Source organism: Desulfoglaeba alkanexedens ALDC (assembly GCF_005377625.1).
GTDB classification, from domain to species: domain Bacteria; phylum Desulfobacterota; class Syntrophobacteria; order Syntrophobacterales; family DSM-9756; genus Desulfoglaeba; species Desulfoglaeba alkanexedens.
On sequence record NZ_CP040098.1, the window covers coordinates 1598575 to 1614621 of the forward strand.

The 16047-nt window shown below is 61.3% G+C and carries 12 protein-coding genes and 1 pseudogene; 6 read left to right on the forward strand and 7 right to left on the reverse strand.

What is annotated here, in order from left to right; translation table 11 throughout:
• Positions 1 to 25 precede the first annotated feature (25 nt).
• Complete coding sequence (locus FDQ92_RS16205) at positions 26 to 787, forward strand: sigma 54-interacting transcriptional regulator (RefSeq protein ID WP_211341400.1); 762 nt, start codon at positions 26 to 28, stop codon at positions 785 to 787.
• A 35-nt stretch (positions 788 to 822) separates the two neighbouring features.
• On the opposite strand, the gene FDQ92_RS07310 is transcribed toward FDQ92_RS16205, so the two are convergent.
• The 4 genes and pseudogenes from FDQ92_RS07310 to FDQ92_RS07330 all read right to left on the reverse strand — a co-directional run bounded on the left by FDQ92_RS07310 (position 823) and on the right by FDQ92_RS07330 (position 6243).
• Positions 823 to 2796, reverse strand: a complete 1974-nt coding sequence (locus FDQ92_RS07310) for a methyl-accepting chemotaxis protein (protein WP_137423967.1) — start codon at positions 2794 to 2796, stop codon at positions 823 to 825.
• 583 nt (positions 2797 to 3379) lie between these two features.
• A pseudogene (locus tag FDQ92_RS15455) lies at positions 3380 to 4364 on the reverse strand (SphA family protein).
• Between the two features lie 109 nt (positions 4365 to 4473).
• Complete coding sequence (locus FDQ92_RS07325; RefSeq protein WP_137423968.1) at positions 4474 to 4737, reverse strand: hypothetical protein; 264 nt, start codon at positions 4735 to 4737, stop codon at positions 4474 to 4476.
• A gap of 144 nt (positions 4738 to 4881) precedes the next feature.
• Complete coding sequence (locus FDQ92_RS07330) at positions 4882 to 6243, reverse strand: TrpB-like pyridoxal phosphate-dependent enzyme (RefSeq protein ID WP_137423969.1); 1362 nt, start codon at positions 6241 to 6243, stop codon at positions 4882 to 4884.
• 1176 nt (positions 6244 to 7419) lie between these two features.
• On the opposite strand from FDQ92_RS07330, the gene FDQ92_RS07335 reads away from it, so the two are divergent.
• The 5 genes from FDQ92_RS07335 (at position 7420) to FDQ92_RS07355 (ending at position 13231) form a co-directional block, all read left to right on the forward strand.
• Positions 7420 to 8034 (forward strand): MotA/TolQ/ExbB proton channel family protein, encoded by a 615-nt coding sequence (locus FDQ92_RS07335; protein ID WP_137423970.1) that lies wholly within the window; start codon positions 7420 to 7422, stop codon positions 8032 to 8034.
• 6 nt (positions 8035 to 8040) lie between these two features.
• Positions 8041 to 8451 carry an ExbD/TolR family protein gene (locus FDQ92_RS07340; RefSeq protein ID WP_137423971.1) on the forward strand — a complete coding sequence of 137 codons (411 nt, stop codon included), beginning with the start codon at positions 8041 to 8043 and terminating at the stop codon, positions 8449 to 8451.
• 35 nt (positions 8452 to 8486) lie between these two features.
• A complete protein-coding gene (locus FDQ92_RS07345) occupies positions 8487 to 9359 on the forward strand; it encodes an energy transducer TonB (protein ID WP_246041929.1) in 873 nt (290 codons plus the stop codon).
• A 619-nt stretch (positions 9360 to 9978) separates the two neighbouring features.
• On the forward strand, positions 9979 to 12156 hold the full coding sequence (locus FDQ92_RS07350; protein WP_137423973.1) for a TonB-dependent receptor: 2178 nt from the start codon (positions 9979 to 9981) through the stop codon (positions 12154 to 12156).
• 424 nt (positions 12157 to 12580) lie between these two features.
• Positions 12581 to 13231, forward strand: coding sequence for a cupin domain-containing protein (locus FDQ92_RS07355; protein ID WP_137425752.1), 651 nt, complete (start codon positions 12581 to 12583; stop codon positions 13229 to 13231).
• A 245-nt stretch (positions 13232 to 13476) separates the two neighbouring features.
• Here the strand turns inward: FDQ92_RS07355 and FDQ92_RS07360 are convergent, their stop codons facing one another.
• The 3 genes from FDQ92_RS07360 to FDQ92_RS07370 all read right to left on the reverse strand — a co-directional run bounded on the left by FDQ92_RS07360 (position 13477) and on the right by FDQ92_RS07370 (position 15961).
• The gene (locus FDQ92_RS07360; RefSeq protein WP_137423974.1) at positions 13477 to 13839 is read right to left on the reverse strand and encodes a thioredoxin family protein; all 363 of its coding nucleotides are present in this window, start codon (positions 13837 to 13839) and stop codon (positions 13477 to 13479) included.
• A 210-nt stretch (positions 13840 to 14049) separates the two neighbouring features.
• Positions 14050 to 14709 (reverse strand): DUF1638 domain-containing protein, encoded by a 660-nt coding sequence (locus FDQ92_RS07365; RefSeq protein WP_137423975.1) that lies wholly within the window; start codon positions 14707 to 14709, stop codon positions 14050 to 14052.
• Positions 14710 to 14719: 10 nt separating this feature from the next.
• Positions 14720 to 15961 carry an oxidoreductase gene (locus FDQ92_RS07370; RefSeq protein WP_137423976.1) on the reverse strand — a complete coding sequence of 414 codons (1242 nt, stop codon included), beginning with the start codon at positions 15959 to 15961 and terminating at the stop codon, positions 14720 to 14722.
• Positions 15962 to 16047 lie beyond the last annotated feature (86 nt).

Sequence of the window (16047 nt, forward strand, 5' to 3'; positions counted from 1 at the left end):
CTGTGCGGCGCTCAACGAATCTCTCTTGGAAACCGAACTGTTCGGTCACGTCAAAGGCGCTTTCACCGGCGCCTACACCCACCGGGAAGGGCGGTTCGAGGCGGCCAACGGCGGTGACCTCTTTCTGGACGAGATCGGGGACGTGCCCCTGTCCATCCAGGTGAAACTGCTGCGTGTGCTGGAAAGCAAGCAGATTGAACGGGTCGGGGATCACCGGCCGATTTCGGTGGATGTCCGCATCATCACCGCCACCAACCGAAACCTTTATCGGCTGGTCACCGAAAGCAGATTCCGCGAAGACTTTTTCTTCCGCATCAACGTGATCCCCATCCATCTCCCGCCGCTTCGCGAGCGGATGGAGGACATCCCGCTGCTGGTGGATACCTTTATCCGAAGGCTTCGAAAGAAGAGCGGGAAGTCCATCACGGGTTTAAGGCCTGAAGCCATGCAGCGGTTCATGAATCACGCCTGGCCGGGAAACGTGCGGGAGTTGAAAGGAACGCTGGAATACGCCTTCGTCATCGCTGAAACCGGGCTCATCCGGCCCGAACATCTTCCGGCGCCCGTCACCGGGACCCCTTACGTGCCGCCCCAGGCCGAGCCGGTGGCCGCCTTACAGCCGGGCGGAGAAGAAAAAACCCAGCTCATCCGCGCTCTCAAGCAGGCCGGCGGCAATCAAAGCGAGGCCGCAAGTATCCACGGCGTAAGCCGGGTCACCGTGTGGAACCGCATGAAGCGTCATGGGATCGACCTCAAGCGGATCGTGGCCGCGGCCTCCCGTCCCTGAAGCGCCGGGACGGGCGGCTCCGCCGGCGACAACGATCAGAAATCATCGAAATCCGGGGCCGCCCCCGCCGGTGTCTCCTTTCGGACGAAAAGCGGACCACTCTCCGACGACCTCGGGGATGCATCGGGCCGGGAAGCCGTTCGGTCATCGACGGCTTTCGCCCGTGATCCCGAAGCCCCGGTGCGTTTCTCCCGCCTGGAAGACAGCGGAACCCCGCCCAAAGCCTCTTCCCTTTTCGAACGCACGACCAGGTCTCCCAACTCCCGGGCCTCGTCGAGAATTTGGGCCGCAAGGGCCTTCATTTCCTCGGAAGCCGCCGCCGTCTCTTCGGCACTGGCCGCATTCTGCTGTACCGCACTGTCCAACTCCTGGATGGCCGAATTGATCTGCTCGATCCCCTTCTGCTGTTCGGCGCTGGCGTCAGCGATTTCTTTCACCAGATTCGTCACGGACTTGGCGTCTTCACCCATCTTGATGAAGGATGTTAGGGTTTCGCCGATGAGTTTCCCGCCGTTATCCACCTGCTGGATCATTTCCCCGATGATGTTCTGAGTGCTTCTGGAGGCGTCGGCCGCGCGCATAGCGAGACTTCGGACTTCTTCAGCCACCACCGAGAAGCCTGCCCCGGCTTCTCCGGCTCGAGCGGCCTCCACTGCGGCGTTCAGCGCCAGGAGATTGGTCTGGAAGGCGATTTCATCGATGGTCTTGATGATCTTGCTCGCTTCGGCGCCCGTCGTTGAAACCTCCGACATGGCTTGAGCGGTCTGCTTCAGCGACTTGTGGCTCGTTTTCATACTCGCCGCGGTCAGATTCGCGAGGCCATCCAACTGCTTCACGCTTTCCGTGTTCCGTCGAACCATGGAGGTCATCTCTTCCATGGCGGAAGCGATTTCTTCCAGGGATGCGGCCTGGCGGGCGGTGCCGTCGGCTAGTCTCGTCCCCGAAACCGCGACCTCCATGGTGGAGGTCTGCAGGTCCCCAGCGCTACGCTCAAACACCGCGACGGCCCGCGCCAGGGTTCCGATGATGCTCCTTCTGGATACGAAGAAGACCACAAGCATGGTCAGAAGCAGCACGGCGAGGACCCCCGAGGAGATCCACAGCGCCCGCACCGACGCCGCGCGGATCGTCTCAACGCTCCGCACGGTATCGGCCAATTCCGATGCGATGACCGTGTCCAGATCCTGAATCACCTGCGACAGAACCTGAAAGAAGGCATGGGCGTCCACCTCGAACGTCCCGTCCCTCGATCCATGAAGGATGTCGAGAAACAGCCGTTCGCTTTCGTTCCAGTGCGGCTGCGCCTGAACGCGTGCGAGCTGGTCCTCTCCCTTCTTCGACAGGACCATGGCGGGGCTGGCGAGGCTCGCGCGAAAGGCGCCGCGGTATTCTATGAGCGCCCTGGTCTCACCGTCGGTGAGCGGCTTCTTTCGGGCCAGCACCGAGGATCCGAATCCCCGGAGCCTGCCCGCGTTTTCCTTTGCGAAATCCAGAAGGGAGATCGTCACCAGCCGCTTGCCAATACCCTTGGTAGTGTTGGCATTGCAGCACGCCTTTTCCACGTCGAGCAGGGTTCCCACGATCTGCGAATAAGCCTTGAAGCTTTCGCCGGCGGCCATCCGCCGGTCCACCTCGTCTCTCAGCCGGCCGAGGTTTTCCCGGGCCGCGCGCAGCTCGCGCTTGGCTTCTTCGGCGATGGTGGCCTCATCCAGGAGTTCCGAAAGGGAGGCGAATGCCCGGTCGGTTTCCCCGCGCTGAGTTTGGAGCTGCGCCTTCACGTCTTCCCCGGAAAGCTCGAGGGCCGACAACCCCCGCTCCTTCTGAAGCGCCGTGAGGGTCCGCGATGTTTCGGCCATCAGCCGGACATTGGCGTCCATCCGCTCTTCGATGGCCACGTCCCGTACCTTGTCCCTCATCTGAACCCCCGCAAAGCCGAACACCGCCATCAGAGGCAACGCCGCCAGCGCAACGATTCTCCTGCCGATCGTCCATTGTCCGCCTACCCTCATTGAACTACCTCCGTAAGAAAAGCCAGGGATCCCCTAAAAGTTTCCATGTGCCCGAGCAACCACACCTTTTCCAAAGCCTTTTTGAGACAGTCGCCCCCTCACCAACTGCTTCCGCCCCCGCCACTGCGCCCAGAACGGGTTCCTGCTTGAGCAGGACCGAAACCAGTCTCTTTTCGCCGGCGCTCAACCCGTCGGCAACGGCAGCGTCTTTCCGGCTCAAGAGGTTGGAGATCAGGTGCGCCCGGCGTTTGAGCTGCACGTCGATGCCGCTCCAGCCTGCCTCGACGAGGTTGCGGACGTCACGGAATCCGGTGGGAATCCGACCTGCGCCGTCCGGTCGATGATCCGGCTGCCGTGAAGGCGTTGCCTTCACCGCCCGCGGCGTGGGGACCGGTTTCTCGTTGCCATACGGCAAAAACCGCCGGAAACTTTACGGGAGAAGTGGGGGGTCCGGATTCGGTCAGGCGGCTGAGGGAAAAGCGGCGGGAGCGGAAAAGGCGAGCTTGAAGCCTGCCTCCTCGGATGGAGATTCGGTCGCGCAGCGGAGGCTCGCCCCTCCAGAGCCCAGCGACTGCTTGATATGCTAAAAATGTTGCACCAGTCGAAAATTCAGCCGGTAGCCCTCCGGGCGGTTTTCCGCCGCTGTTTCAAAATAGGTGTTCAAGAAGCAGTGCGTCTGCGGGCTCAAGTGAAACACGGCACCGGGGCCGATGGCGAAGACCTCTTCGCGGCTGTCGGAAAGGTCGTCTCCGTCTACTTGAGTGTCCGAAATCTGCTTGCTTCAGGTAGTAGCCGTTGATCCCCAGCCGCAGCCTCTTTTCCAGGACTTCGTAGGCGCTCGTGAAATTGACATGAATCGCCTGCCCGGTCTGGGTGTCGTCAGCGTCACCGAAGCCGCGGTTCGGGTCATGGTTTTCCGCATTCCACAGGTAGTGCAGCCGCCAGTAAGCCGTCCAGTTGGGGGTGAAGAAGACGGTGGCCGCCCAGTAGGGATTGAAGGAAAAGAAGTTGCTCCCGGGGTTGAGCTCCTTGTCGTCGTCGTACTTGCCGGTGGGGAAGATCATCTGCAGTTCGATCCGGTGCATGAAAACGGGCCCCTTCTTCCCCATGACGGGGTCCCACTGGAGGAACGGACCGACCAGGAGGTCTCCGAAACCGCTCCCGTTGTCTTCCATGGGGATGGGAAGGCCGAGATCCAGGTCCAGGGACACGTAGGGGATGATGACGTCCAGCCCCCATTTGCCTCCGAAAAGGACCGCTTGGTTCGACTGGTAGATGAACTGGGTGAGGCTGACCCATGTATCGAGCTTTTCGTCGGCGGCAGAGGGCAGCAGAGCGTCACCGTCTTCGTCGGTGAATTTTTCCGACCGGTAATACTAAATGTACTGGGTAAAGTAGAATCCCGGACCCGCGGGCGGACCGCCGTCCAAGAAGCTCGTAAACCCCAGGTTCAGGGCCGGAAGGTGATAGGCCAGTACAGGACCGCCACCGAGCAGGGAAAGGGACAGGAGGCACGATGCTGCGCAAAGCAAGAAGCGGCGGTACCAGGGCAAGGCCAATCGATGCATGGGTCTCCATCATTTAACGGTTTGAATTGAGTGGTTCGGATGCCGGTCGACGCCATGGCCGATCCGGACCGGATCCGATCTCCGGGAGGCAACACCCGGAAGATCCCGATCATTCTTCGCCCGCTTGCAGTCTCTCCTTGGCCGCTTCGACCAGTTCCACCAGGCTCACGACCTTGTCCTTGGGAGGTCGGTTGAAGCAGCGGTCCCACTGCTCCGGAGAAAGCCTCTCGCGAAGGAGCCGCTCCACTGGAAGGCGAGCCTGCCAGCAGACGATGATTCTGGAACAGGGCAGATCGCCACCCTCCTGGAGGCAGTAGTCCAACGATACTTCACCTCCCAACTTGGGGCACCGGATCTTCAGCCGATCCTGCATGGTTCGCTCCTCAAAAAGCCTCTTGGTCCGCAGGACATGTTGTTCCGCGGGACACGAGAGCCGGTAGGAGGAAGGGCCGCTTTCGTGAAACGGCCGCGGTTTCCGAGCCGGGCGTCCAAGTGCGCCCGGCTTCATCGGACGTGTTCACGGCTTGGGGAGCCCTTCGAGGGTCTTGAGGGCCCGCTGGATCTCTTCGTCCGGCAGTTCGTACGGTGTGAGCCGATTCGAAAGGAAGGCGTCGTAGGCCGCGAGGTCGATGATGCCGTGGCCGCTCCAGTTGAAAAGAATCACCCTTTCCTTGCCCTCTTCTTTGGCCCGCTTGGCTTCCTGCACCACGGCGGCGATGACGTGGTTGGTTTCGGGGGCGGGAATGAATCCCTCGCTTCGAGCCCACTGAACCCCCGAAGAAAACGCTTCGATCTGGTCGAGGGCGCGGGCTTCCACGAGGCCCTCCTTCACCAGGTGACTTACGATGGGAGCCATGCCGTGGTAACGGAGTCCGCCGGCGTGAATGGGCAGCGGCAGGAAATCGTGGCCCAGGGTATACATCGGAAGCAACGGGGTGGTCATGGCCGTGTCCCCGAAATCGTAGGCGAAAGGCCCTTTGGTAAGGGTCGGACACGATGTGGGCTCGGCGGCCACGATACGAACTTCTTTGCCGTAAATTTTGTCACGGACGAAGGGGACGGCGATCCCGGCGAAATTGCTGCCGCCGCCCGCACATCCCATGACCACGTCGGGATACTCGCCGATCTTTTCCATCTGCTTGTGAGCTTCCAGGCCGATGATGCTCTGGTGCAGGATCACGTAGTTGAGCACGCTGCCCAGCGAATAGCGCGCCTTTTCATCGCCCACCACATCTTCTATGGCTTCGCTGATGGCGATCCCAAGGCTTCCCGGCGAATCGGGGTTTTCGGCCAGGATTTTCCGCCCCGCCGCCGTCCGGTCGCTGGGGCTCGGAAGGCATTCCGCCCCCCACGCGGACATCATGAGCCGCCGATAGGGCTTCTGTTCAAAACTCACCCGCACCATGAAGACCCGGCACTTCAAGCCGAACATCTGGCAGGCCATGCTGAGAGCGCTTCCCCACTGGCCGGCGCCGGTTTCTGTCGAAAGTCTTTCAATGCCGAAGACTTTATTGTAATAAGCTTGAGCCACCGCCGTGTTGGGTTTGTGAGACCCCGGCGGACTCACGCCTTCGTTTTTGTAATAGATGCGTACCGGGGCATCCAGAAGCTTTTCGAAGTTCCGGGCCCTATAGAGGGGCGTCGGGCGCCACAGAAGATACTTTTCCAGTATTTCCGATGGAATATCGATCCACCGTTCGGTGGACACTTCCTGTTCGATGAGGTTCATGGGAAAGACCGGCGCCAGATCCTGCGGGCGTATGGGCTTTCCCGTTCCCGGATGAAGCGGCGGTTTCATGGGCGTGGGAAGATCCGCCTGGATGTTGTACCACTGCCTGGGTATCTCGCGGTCCTCCAGATTCACCTTCACCTGATCCATGTGGCGTCCTCCTGTCGTTTGCGGAGCCCTGGATTAAACCCTCCGACACACAAAAAAAAGAGCCGTAGGGAACGCTTCACCTCGCCCACGGCTCTCGGCCCGATCCTGTCGCGACGGAGTCTTGTGGACAGGCTCACCACATCGCCTGCCACCACCAAAAAGACTCGATCGCGCAATTGCACATCATTGGATCCATCCAACCTCAGGATATTTTTCACACTCTCCTAATACAGACGCAAAAGATCTGTCAAGCAAGAAAATGGCCCAACAGGGCCCGGATTCCCTCCCCCCCCCCCCGATTCCAGCGCCTTCCATCGCTCGGGCCGCGCCCCGGTCGGTGCGAACCCGGTACCATCCATCCACAGATGGCCTTGAAGCAGCAAGCGCATCAGCTGCGCTTCCCCTAGTTCCCAAGCTCCAGCTTGGGAACGCCCTGCCCGGGAAGCTCCAGCTTCCCTCGTACTACAGCTGAAACGCGCTGTCTTTCTAGGGAGCTCGCCAGGATCTCGAAGTGGTTTTTCCCGTCGTTCCCAAGCTCTGGCTTGGGAACGGCCTCACCGAAGCTGGAGCTTCTGCACAGTTGTGTTCCCAAGCTGGAGCTTGGGAACAAGAAGCAAAAGATCTGCACCCATCGCTCACATGCTCGGCATCACTCCCCGCCATCGACGGATATCGGATCGACTTCGAAAGCGGCGGTCTGGAGCGGTTTTAGGCGGAATCTGGATGGCAGACTCTCGACCACTTGATGCACACCGCCGAGAAGCGTAATCGCCATACGTTGGAGGCGTAAACCCTGCCGGACAAGTTCATGGCGCCTTGACAGGCAGAAACATCTTCGGGTATACATCGGACGCCACGAAGGCACCGGGAACCGCTTCCAAACGATTTGGAAAGAGAGGCCACGAAGGTCGAAACCGCTATGGAGGATTCGGCGTGGGTGGCTTTTTTGTTTGGATGAACTCCATGCGTTATCAGCCGATTGGAGCGCCGACCTGGATGCGATGTTGTACCTGCTCCCTTCCGGCTGTTTTCGTGGTGTCCGTTTGGGCCTGTAGTATCGCCCGAGCCGAGGAGGTTCGGCGGGACACCTATGGAGACGGAACGGTGGATCGCTCCTGCAACCGCAAGTGCATCCGGCACAACCGACATGATCCCTGAGCAGAACGGAGGTATTCCGTGATCGCGTTCCTCGCAAAGGGCGGCCCTTTGGTCGTCCCCATCCTGCTGTGCTCGGTGCTGGCCCTGGCGATCTTTCTCGAAAGAATGGTGCGATTTGCGATCCTTCTGAAGCGAGGCCGACACGTGGCGGAACGCGTTGCGGAGTACGTTCAAGCCAAAGACTGGGAAGGTGCCCGCCGGGCCGCCCGGGAAAGCGAGTCTCCCATGGGCCGGGTGCTGCGCCAGGGACTGGAAATGGCAGGAAAAGACTGGGAGATCGTGGAGACCGTGCTCCTCCATGGAATCGAAGCAGAGGTCCACCAGCTTTCCAGGTACCTTCAGGCTCTGGCCACCATTGGCACCATCGCCCCGCTCCTGGGGCTTCTGGGGACGGTCACTGGCATGATCAAGGCCTTCATGGCCATCGAACGGCTGGGCGGCAAAGTGGACGCTTCGGTTCTTGCGGGAGGCATCTGGGAAGCCATGCTGACGACCGCCCTGGGGCTTTCGGTGGCCCTGCCGGTCATGGTGGCCCACAGTTATCTCACGAGTCGAGTGGACCGGTACGAAGCGCGCCTTTATGATGGTGTGGTTCGGTTTTCAAAGAGTCTTGCCAAGGCTCTGGGAGAGTGATCCCCGATGTTGGTTCATCGAAAGCGGAGAGCGCGGACCGGGGTCGAGGCCCCGCTGACATCTCTCATCGATATCGTTTTTCTCCTAATCATCTATTTTCTGCTCACCACCAACTTCATGGCGGAAGACGGGATCCGGGTGCAGCTTCCCCAGGCCACGTCGCAGCCCGCCGCGGAAGAGGAGGAGCTCACGGTGGTTGTGGATTCCGACGGCACCGTGTTCCTGGGCTCCCGTTCCGTCGCGCTCCACGAACTGTTGGACGCCCTCAAGAACCGCCTTGAGACCGCTCCCGAGACGGGGATCGTTGTCAAGGCCGATCGGACGCTGGTTTTGGACCGGGTGGTCCAAGTCATGGACGTGATCAGAGCGGCCGGCGCATCACGCCTGCGTCTGGCCACCGAGAGGCCGCGGCCGTGAACAAAGCCGCCGGACGCACACAGGAGGCTGTTTTGGTGAAGGTGGATGACGGCGGACCACCGGATCGTCTCCTCTGGGCTTTCATTTTCATTTCTGTGGCGCTGCACGTTCTGATTTTATTCGCGGGACCGCACCCCTCGCCAAGCCCGCCGCTTCAGATCATCGAGCTGGAACTTGCGGCACCGGCGGAACGCAACACCTCGAACGAACCGCCACCCAAGGGCATCGCCATGAAGGCTCCGCCCGTTGCGCGACGCCTTGAATTGCCGGACGTGCAACCGGTCGAACCGGATCTTCCCGAGCCGCCGCGTCAGCCGCCTGAGCCGGTTTGTAAACCCGAAACGTCAAAACCGGTGACCATCCCCGAAGTGCGGCCTCAGCCGAAGCCCGCTCCAAAGCCCAAAGCGGTGCCAAAGCCCAAGCCGGTGCCAAAATCCAGAGTTGCGATAGCCGAACCGGCCGCCTCCGCGCCGGAACGTCCCCCGGCTGACCCAGCAGCCCCGGCGCAACCTGCGGCCGGCGCGCCGGACTCCCCCAGACCGCCAGGAGATCCGACTTCAAACCGCGCGGGCGTGCCCGACTCCCTCAAACCAGCCGGAAATCCGACTTCAAACGAGGATGGCATTCGCAGTTTTCTGGCGCAGGTTCGTCGAAGAATCGACCAGTCCAAGCAGTATCCTTTCGCGGCGAGACGCCGCCACATGGAAGGACGGGTGACGGTGCGCTTCGCCATCCGCCCCGACGGGTCGGTCGACCAGCTTGAGGTGGCCAAGAGTTCCAAAATTCCTCTTCTCGACAAAGCGGCCTTGGAGGCCGTGCGACAAGCGGCACCGTTTCCAGAGTTTCCCAAGGAACAACTGCGGCATTCTCTGGTTGTGGAAATCGGCATCGTCTTTGAGCTTTCATGAAGGGATCAAGATCTCACCGATCCGCGCCTGAGACAACGTGCTCGAAGCCCACCGCAACGGTCCGTTTTAGATCCAAAACCTTGGTAGCGTTCTAAAGTGGAGACCTTAAGCAAAAAAGGTTAACGAAGGTCAAAAAAAGCCCCCTCTTCCCCCTCCCCTTGATCCCCTCCCACAAGGGGAGGGGAAATAGAATTTCCCCTCGTTCCCAAGCTCTGGCTTGGGAACGGGCTCACCGAAGCTGGAGCTTCTGCACAGTTGTGTTCCCAAGCTGGAGCTTGGGAACAAGAAGCAAAAGATCTGCATCCAAAACCTTACGGGCCCTTGCGTATGTTGACCCTTAACGCAAACACCGCGGGCAAACCGGCCTTGCGATGCGGGAAGGCCGGCCTTCCGAGAATCGAACATCCAGTGTTCGTTAAGAAATGAGCTCCACCTGGGCCGTATCAGCCGGTGTGGAGTCCCCACCACACCACATCGAAACCCAAAGTCACGAAGACCCCATCGACGGCACGAAGCCGCGGTCGTGTGAGCCTGGTGTCCTGTTGGTCAAGGGCCGCGGCGTCGCGGAACGTAACACCTTGAGTGCGCCGCGCCGGTTTCCGAAAGGAGGTGCCGAACGATGGGTGGAATCCGGATGAAAATCTTTGTGCTGTTTATCACGGCCTGTCTGAAGCCTTCCCTGGCGGCGGTGGCGGCGGAAGACGTCCACACGTTGCAACCGGTGACTGTAGTCGCTGAAGGCATGGTCTCTCCGGAACAGAATGTTCGCACTGTGGACCTCACCACCGAACAGAAGCCCGTCGCCGGAACGGTTCCCGACGCTCTGGACAAGGCCGCCGGAATCGACATCCAACGACGCTCCGTTCTCACCCCCAAGAGCAGCCAAGTGCGGATTCGAGGTCTCGAGGAACAGCGCTCCCTCATTCTACTGGATGGTCGCCCTTTGAACGGGACAGGGGTCATGGGGGGCCAGTTCGTGGATTGGAGTCTCCTTGCCGTCGAGAATTGGCAGGCGGCTGAAATCGGGAAAGGCGCTTTCACCGCCAGGTACGGGAACACACTGGGCGGCACCATCAACCTGGTTCCCGCCTACCCGCCCATTGAACCGACCTTTTCCATCGTGGGAGGATTCAAGCGATACGACACCTATTCCGGTTCGGCGGCCGTAGCCGGGCGCCTGGGGTCCTTCGGAGCCCGCCTTGCCGCCGCATACGTCGAAACCAGCGGAAATATGAGGAACAGCGAGGCCGAGCGCAGCAATTTTTCCGGCGATTTTTACTGGTTTTGGGGTGAAGACGGCGAAGTTCGGCTCAGCGCCCGATACACCCAAGGGGATTTCAATATGCCCGTGCGCAACGACAAAGATCTTCCCGGCTACGATTCCGATTATCCCGAAAGCACGGGAAGTTATCTCATCGGACCCGGCATCGCCTTCCCTGCCGGTGACACTCACGGTGACGGAAGCTTCTACACCAAAGAACGCACGGAGCTGGATCTCAGCGTGAAAAAACTCATCGCCGGATTCGATTCGGAATGGAAGCTGTATTTCAACAACGAAGATCGGACGGACCGGATCGATTCCTACAATCAAGACGTGAAAGTCCTGGAACGAGAGGCGACGCCGGATCGCAGCTGGGGCTGGCTGGCTCATTTCAGCAAACCGCTGGGTGATCATCGGTTGGGATTCGGTGCGGACGCCAATTACCAGGGATACGGCGGCGCGGAAAACACCTTCGTCTTGAGCGGCTATTTTCCCAAGCCGCCCATGGACGGAAGCGACGAATGGGACGCCACCCGTTATCACGGGGCCTTTGTGGACGATACCTGGACGATTCGCTCTTGGTTGAGCCTATACGCCGGCCTCCGCTACGAAGACTATTTCGGAGACCGGAGCGTGGACCAAGTGGTGGGTTACAACGCTCAAGGCAAGCCCACCGGGTTCGAAACGACCCGAGCCCGTTTCGATGAAAACACCCTTCTGCCCAAATTCGGGGTCACCCTCAAGCCTCTGGAGCATCTCACCGTCTTCGGCCACGCAGCGCGTGCCACGAGATTTCCCGACAATCCGGCTTTTTCTTGGTATTTCGGAGGCTACCGGCCCGAAGTCGATCCCAATTCGGGGGTCGTCCGCAAAAACCTTACCTTCGAGGACGCCCTTCAGTACGAAGCCGGCCTCCATTACGCGGGAATACCTCGAACGGCCCTCACGCTCACCTGGTACCGTTACCGCGTCGACGACTACATCCGCTGGATCTTCGGCTACGCTCCCAGCCGCGTGGTCTACAACGTGGATCGCGTGGACCTCCAAGGAGTGGAACTGGAGGCTCAAACGCGGATCGGCGGGCCCGTAACCGCCTTTGGAAACGTAGCCTGGCAGGACACGAAAAAAGAAGGCGATGTTCTGGACGCTTCCAACCACCTCACCGATGAACTTTCCGAACTCCCCAAATGGAAGGTCAACCTGGGAATCAAGGCCGAATGGGCCCAGGGCTTTCTAGCCAAGGCGACCCTCCGGTGGGTGGACGACCGCGAGGTTCCATATTTGGGAACGCCCGGAGCCCCATTCGCCGGATCCAGTTCACCGGAGGGCGCGCCGCTCGGAAGCAATGTCACCCTGCAAAAAATGGACGCCTTTGCGGTGGTGGACCTCCTGTTGCGGGTCCCCGTGCTCAAAGGGCACGTCCAGGGCTTTGTGACCGCCGGCGTGGAAAACCTTTTCGACGAATCCTACGAAGAAGAGTTGGACTTCCCTGCTCCCGGCCAAACCTTCTTCGCGGCCGTCGAACTGAAGTTCTGAGCGAAGCGTGTGGCCGCGGCCTCGGCAACGCCTTGAATAGTCAGGATACCTGCCAGGTTAGAGCTTGTCCAAAAACAAGCTCCTGAAAAAGACGGGCACTGAGTTTCCTTGTTCCTGGAGGAGCGCCCTTGGCCGCAATCGGGGTCGCCGGCTAGCCGGCTCTTACAGGGGATAGGCCCGGTGTTCTGTTATCGGTAGGAGCGGGCTTGCCCGCGAGAGGAGGGGCCCGTGCCCGCGACACGCAACCCCCGACTTTGACGGGACCCTGCCGGCGGACCGCCGGCAACACCTGCGCCGGCATGCGCCCCGGATTTTTTCCGCCACCCGGGAAGCGGTCCAGGCCGGACGGACCGACCTGGATTTTTTCCGCCTGGATCCGTCCGCCTTCCGGGCCTGCCCGTCGGATTCCATTGACGATGCCGTCATGGAAAAAACCGATCGGGCCGCCACGCTGATGCTCGACGCTGGCTGGGACGACGTGGGCTCGTGGGAGGCGTTGTGGCAGGTGGGCGACAAGGACGAGGACCGCAACATCCTCAAGGGCGACGTCCTGGTGCACGAGGTCAGCGATTCCTACATCAACGCCACCAGCCGCCTGGTGGCCGCCGTGGGGCTCCAGGGACACGTGGTGGTGGAAACCGCCGATGCGGTGATGATTTCTCCGCGCCACTGCACCCAGGAGGTGAAAAGGCTGGTGGAAATTCTCAAGGCGAAGGGGCGCGCCGAGGCGGATGTCCATCGCCGTCGCTACCGGCCCTGGGGGGTACTGGAAGTGATCGCCCTGGCCCCTCGCTTCCAGGTCAATCGACTGACCCTGCGGCCCGGCGCCAGCATCTCGCTCCAGAAGCACCACCGTCGCTCGGAGCACTGGATCGTCGTCCAGGGCACCGCCCGAGTGACCCGCGATGATCGGCAACTGACGGTGGGCACCGACGAATCGGTGTTCATCCCGGCGGGAGTGGTCCACCGCATTCAGAACCCGGAAAAAATCTCCCTGGAGGTCATCGAAGTCCAGACCGGAGACGACCTCGGCGACGGGGATACCATTCGCCTGGAGGCGCCCTTAATCCCTTGACACCTTTGAGCGACGCGAGTGCCCTCTTGCATGATCGCCGTCCGGGGACCGGCCGGCGATTCGGGCCTTCCCGGCTGCTCGCCGGTTGAAGTGCAATACCCTGCCATTCGTCGCTTCCCTGTCAATCCGACGGTGAGCCCACCGCAGTTCACAGGTCGCGACACAACCTTATTTTTTCGGCAACAGGGAATGCGGCGGCGGGCGCCGGTATGCCGCAAGACGGTCCGTGGGGCAGTAAGGGTTCATCAAACCTCTCGATGGGCATCGGTGGGCGCCGGCTGCAATGCCCACCGGTTCAAGGCCTCGATCAAAATTTCGGGGGACTGGATGCCAATGAATCGTTCCCGCTCGATGGCTTGAAAAAAAATGATCAATGTCGGGATGCTGTGAATATTCAGGCGGGTCGCCAGTCCGCGGTTGCCGTCGATATCCACCATACAGACCCGGGCCCGGCCCCTCACTTGCCGCGCCACTTGTTCGGTGACGGGCTGTTGTCTTCGGCACGGCAGGCACCAGGCGGCACCGAAATCGATCAGCACCGGCACATCGGTGCCCTCGATGGTCTTCCGCACCGCGTCGCCCGCCAGTTGAAGCACCCGGTTGGACATGGTTCCTCGGGGGCCCGGAGCTAGAGTTTCGCCAGGGCGTCTTTGGCCGCGAAGGTGTAAATGATGATGGCATCGCGTTCTTCCATTTCGATCGATGCTCCTCTTTCGGGTTTCGTGGCAGAGGCCGGCAAGGGCCGGGAAACGAACCCGACCTTGCGCGGCTTCAGTCCATCCTCGTGAAAAATGCCTTTCTTTCGCCCTGGCCGCTGTTCAATCCTCACCGTGGAGCTTGCGTGCCTGATCGGCGAGCAGCGACAGGAAGCGGTCGAAGGTCACCGAGTAGGCAACCATGGGGATGCCCATCCAGTCGCAGTATTCGAGAAACTCCTCCGGTTTTTCAGTCATATACCGGTCGAGGTAGCCGATGGCGTCCAGGACGATGGCGCCGCCGGTGTGGCGGGGGAAATTCTCGTTGGCCAGTCCCTTGTCCCACCCCTTGAACACCAGCTTGCGAAATTTCACCCATCCCGGCGTCATCCACCAGACCGGCTCGCCGCCGGCCACCTCCCGGGCGATGGCGGTCCGCTCGGCCTCGCTGGCGAGCATGTCCATGCAGTGGGTGGCGTTGATACGGGCCACCCCGGCCCCCTGTTCGGCGATGATGGTGCGCATTTGGCGGGTGGGCTCGTCGGCGTTGACGTAGCAGAACTTCCCCCCGTAGACCACGAGGACCTTGTCGGTCCTCTCCTTGGCCTTCTGGATCTGGCGCACCAGTTGGCGTTCGAGCTCGTGGATGTCCTGGTGCAGTCCCGGCGTGGTGTAGAGAATCTGGGCCGGATCGATGAGGCCTTCCTGCTGCAGGTGGTTCAGCTCCAGGCTCAACGTGCCGCAGGAGACGATGGAAATGTCGGCGAACGATATCTCGGCCATGATCAACCTCCTAGTATTTCAGCGCGGTGTCGTAGCCGGCATGCACCGCAGCGTAGATGTCCATCACCTCGGCGGCATCGCCGATGACCTCCACCGCGGGCACGGTCTGGCGCAACTCGGCCTCCGGCCCCGGGGCCGGCCGCATGCCCGACGCGAGAATGACGGTTTGAAACGGCTTCAGGACCTTGGGCTGGTCGTCCTGGAGCACTTCCACGCCATCCGCCCGGAACTGCTTGACGGCGGTATGGGGCATCATGGTCACGTTGGAAAGTTTGCCCAGCCGCATCAGCATGAGACTCTTGGTGATGACTTCCATCATGGAACCGATGGGGTCGGTGCGTTTCGTGGCCACCACCTCGAAGCCGGCGGCCCCGAGTTTTTCGGCGATTTCCAGGCCGGTGCGGCCGGCGCCGATCACCAGGACCCGCGGCCCCCGCACTTCCTTAATGCCGGCGAAATACTCGATGGACGTCATCCGGTACTGGTCCTCCAGGTCCTCGATGGCCGGGATGTTCTGAACCGCTCCGGTGGCCCACACCAGAAGGTCGGGCGTCCGTTCACGGACGAGGTCGAGGTCCACTGCGCGGCCGGTCAACACCTCTTCGGCGTGGGCGCGGACCTGCCGTTTCAGGTTCTCGAGGCCGTCGTGCATGGTCTTTTTGCCCGGCGCTTGCCAGGCAAGGTTGAACTGTCCCCCCAGGCGATCTGCCTTTTCGGCCAACGTCACGCGATGGCCCCGGAGGTAGCCGTGGCCGGCCTGGACCTCGATCAGATCGAAACCGGCCGCCGCGGCCCGCTGGGCCGCCACCCGGTAGCCCTCGACGATGGCGTCGATCTGGTCCTCGGTCAACACTTCAGCCGGCACACCGACGCTGGCGCAGGTGAAGGCCGACGGGGCCCGGGGCGGCGTCCCGCTCGCCTTGGGATTGGCGGCCGCACCGCCATGGTTGAGATGCAGGCAGGCCAGCCGGTCCTCCTGGTGAATCGCCGCGACGATTTTCGTCAGCTCGGCGACGCTGTCGTCCAGGTGCACGCAGAGCTGCCTGGGATGTTCCCGGCCGTCGGCGGTGACCGCCATCGGTTCGAGGATCACGATGGCCGGGCCTTGGTGGGCGATCTGGCGATACAAGGTCACCTGGCGATCGGTGACCTGGCCCCGGGGGGTCCCGGAAGCGGTCTTGATGGGCGGAAAGACGAACCGGTTCGCCAAGGTCAACGGGCCGAGGGTCATGGGAGTGAACAGGTCTTGCATCGGTTGCCTCCATCGTGTGGGATGACGCCTTGAAACAGACGGCGGTTTCAGGCGGTGATCAATCGCCCTTGAAGCCTTCACACAAT

Excerpts from the sequence above, each read along its gene's own strand:
- FDQ92_RS07365 (WP_137423975.1), bottom strand. The coding sequence starts at position 14,709 with ATGGCCGAGATATCGTTCGCCGACATTTCCATCGTCTCCTGCGGCACG.
- FDQ92_RS07360 (WP_137423974.1), bottom strand. The coding sequence starts at position 13,839 with ATGTCCAACCGGGTGCTTCAACTGGCGGGCGACGCGGTGCGGAAGACC.
- FDQ92_RS07340 (WP_137423971.1), top strand. The coding sequence starts at position 8,041 with ATGTTGGTTCATCGAAAGCGGAGAGCGCGGACCGGGGTCGAGGCCCCG.
- FDQ92_RS07330 (WP_137423969.1), bottom strand. The coding sequence starts at position 6,243 with ATGGATCAGGTGAAGGTGAATCTGGAGGACCGCGAGATACCCAGGCAG.
- FDQ92_RS07370 (WP_137423976.1), bottom strand. The coding sequence starts at position 15,961 with ATGCAAGACCTGTTCACTCCCATGACCCTCGGCCCGTTGACCTTGGCG.
- FDQ92_RS07350 (WP_137423973.1), top strand. The coding sequence starts at position 9,979 with ATGGGTGGAATCCGGATGAAAATCTTTGTGCTGTTTATCACGGCCTGT.
- FDQ92_RS07310 (WP_137423967.1), bottom strand. The coding sequence starts at position 2,796 with ATGAGGGTAGGCGGACAATGGACGATCGGCAGGAGAATCGTTGCGCTG.
- FDQ92_RS07355 (WP_137425752.1), top strand. The coding sequence starts at position 12,581 with ATGGAAAAAACCGATCGGGCCGCCACGCTGATGCTCGACGCTGGCTGG.
- FDQ92_RS07325 (WP_137423968.1), bottom strand. The coding sequence starts at position 4,737 with ATGCAGGATCGGCTGAAGATCCGGTGCCCCAAGTTGGGAGGTGAAGTA.